Origin of the sequence: Streptomyces sp. NPDC059582, assembly GCF_042735715.1 — a bacterium.
Classification (GTDB): Bacteria; Actinomycetota; Actinomycetes; order Streptomycetales; family Streptomycetaceae; genus Streptomyces.
In genome coordinates this window covers 1-1,676 of the sequence record NZ_JBHWCC010000121.1, presented here as the reverse complement: position 1 = coordinate 1,676, position 1,676 = coordinate 1, and the positions used below count along the sequence as shown (strand labels likewise).

1 protein-coding gene and 2 pseudogenes are annotated in these 1,676 nt (G+C 69.9%); 1 reads left to right on the top strand and 2 read right to left on the bottom strand.

The features are described from left to right. Positions 1 to 283 (bottom strand): annotated as a pseudogene (locus tag ACFV0T_RS42145) (ABC transporter permease); the annotation flags it as partial. Next, positions 280 to 1,218, bottom strand: a complete 939-nt coding sequence (locus ACFV0T_RS42140) for an ABC transporter ATP-binding protein (RefSeq protein ID WP_385790851.1) — start codon at positions 1,216 to 1,218, stop codon at positions 280 to 282. The pseudogene ACFV0T_RS42145 and the gene ACFV0T_RS42140, both read right to left, overlap by 4 nt. A gap of 126 nt (positions 1,219 to 1,344) precedes the next feature. On the opposite strand from ACFV0T_RS42140, the pseudogene ACFV0T_RS42135 reads away from it, so the two are divergent. Then, a pseudogene (locus ACFV0T_RS42135) lies at positions 1,345 to 1,470 on the top strand (IS5/IS1182 family transposase); the annotation flags it as partial. Between the last annotated feature and the right edge of the window lie 206 nt (positions 1,471 to 1,676).

Sequence of the window (1,676 nt, the reverse complement as noted above, 5' to 3'; positions counted from 1 at the left end):
CCGACGTCAGGAGCGGAAGCGCCCAGGTGCCCGCGAAACCGAGCATCACCAGCGGTCCGGCCCACCCCGTGGCGAGCATCCAGCGGCCGAAGAGGGTGTCGACGGGAAGCGTGCTCTGCTGGCTCACCCCGGCGACGAAGAGTGCCGGCGCGATCCAGCAAGCGAGGACCAGCAAGCGGATCCGCCATTGCGAGACCAGCTTGACCAGCTCGAAGCGGTAGGCGCGCAGAACCGAGACGCGACGGCCGGTGGCAACGTTGTCGGCGACGATGGTCGCGGTCATCGACCGGCCTCCTGCTGTTCGGTGAGGGCGAGGAACGCGGCTTCGAGCGGCGACACCACGGGTGCGAGCTCGCGCAACGCGATGCCCGCCTGCACGAGCTGCACCACCAGTTCGTCGAGGGCGGGCACCAGCGCGCGTACGACGAGCACCTCGCCGTGCCGTGCCCCGGCGTCGTCGACGACGCTGATCCCGGCCATGCCGACAGCCAGCCGACGGGAAGCCTGCGGGTCGGAGGTCAGCAGCCGGTAGTCGAGTTCACGGTCCTCAGCGGCCAGCTTGCCCATCGGTCCGGAGAAGACGACCCGTCCGGTGGCGAGGATGGTGACCTCGGAGCACAGTGCCTCGAGGTCGTCCATGCGGTGGCTGGAGAGCACCACGCTGGTCCCGTCCGCCGCGAGCCGGGTGAGAACACTGTGGACGTGTCTTTTGCCGGCCGGGTCGAGACCGTTGGCGGGCTCGTCGAGTACGAGCAGCCGGGGCTTGGCGAGCAGGGCGGCGGCGAGCCCGAGCCGCTGACGCATGCCAAGGGAGAAGCCGCGGGCCCGCTCGTCGGCGACATCGGTGAGCCCGACCTGGTCGAGCACGTCGTCGATCCCCGCCGTCTGCGCGTCGGGGCCGCGGAGAGCGGCCAGCGCGGCGAGGTTCTGCCTGGCGGTGAGCGAGGGATAGAGACCGGGCCCGTCCACGAAGCCGGCGACGCCGTCGGGAGCGGCGAGCGCTCGCCCGACCGGCGTACCCAGGATGTCGAGCCGGCCGCTGTCGGCGACAGCCAGGCCCAGCAGGAGACCGAGCAACGTCGTCTTGCCGGCGCCGTTCGGTCCGACCAAGCCGTGGATCTGACCTTGCGTCACATCCAGATCGATACCGTCCAGCGCGACCACATCGCCGAAAGTCTTGGTGATCCCGCGAGCCCGGACAGCGAGGAGTGCGTCCATGAGTCCCTTCCTTCGAAAGTCTCATGGACCTTAGGTGCAGCACGCATTCATTGACATGTACGGCTGGTTGAACGCGGGGGAACGGATTGTCAAGGCGTGGCAAGTTGTCTGCACGAGCGGCTGGCCGGCGGCCGGACTCGGGCGCCCCTTGAAGGCGCCGAGTGGCACCGGCGGGCCTTGTCCGGGATCCTGTTCGTGCTGCATACCGGCATCCAGTGGGAGTACCTGCCCCAGGAGCTGGGCTTCGGTTCGAGGTGACGTTGCTGACGAGCTGACCGGCTGCTGAATGACCAACCTGGCCGCCACCGCGGACCCCAGGTGTCCCCCTGCCCCGCACATGAGCCGCCGCGTGAAGGACGGTGAGTTGGTGCGCGCGGTGGCCAGGGCGGCCGGCACGCGCCGGGTCTCGGTGGCGTCGAGCCGGACCAATCCGAAGCGCGGGGCCGCCCTCTCGGAGG

Bases quoted from the DNA above. Each gene is read 5' to 3' on its own strand.
- ACFV0T_RS42140 (WP_385790851.1), bottom strand. From the start codon at position 1,218: ATGGACGCACTCCTCGCTGTCCGGGCTCGCGGGATCACCAAGACTTTC.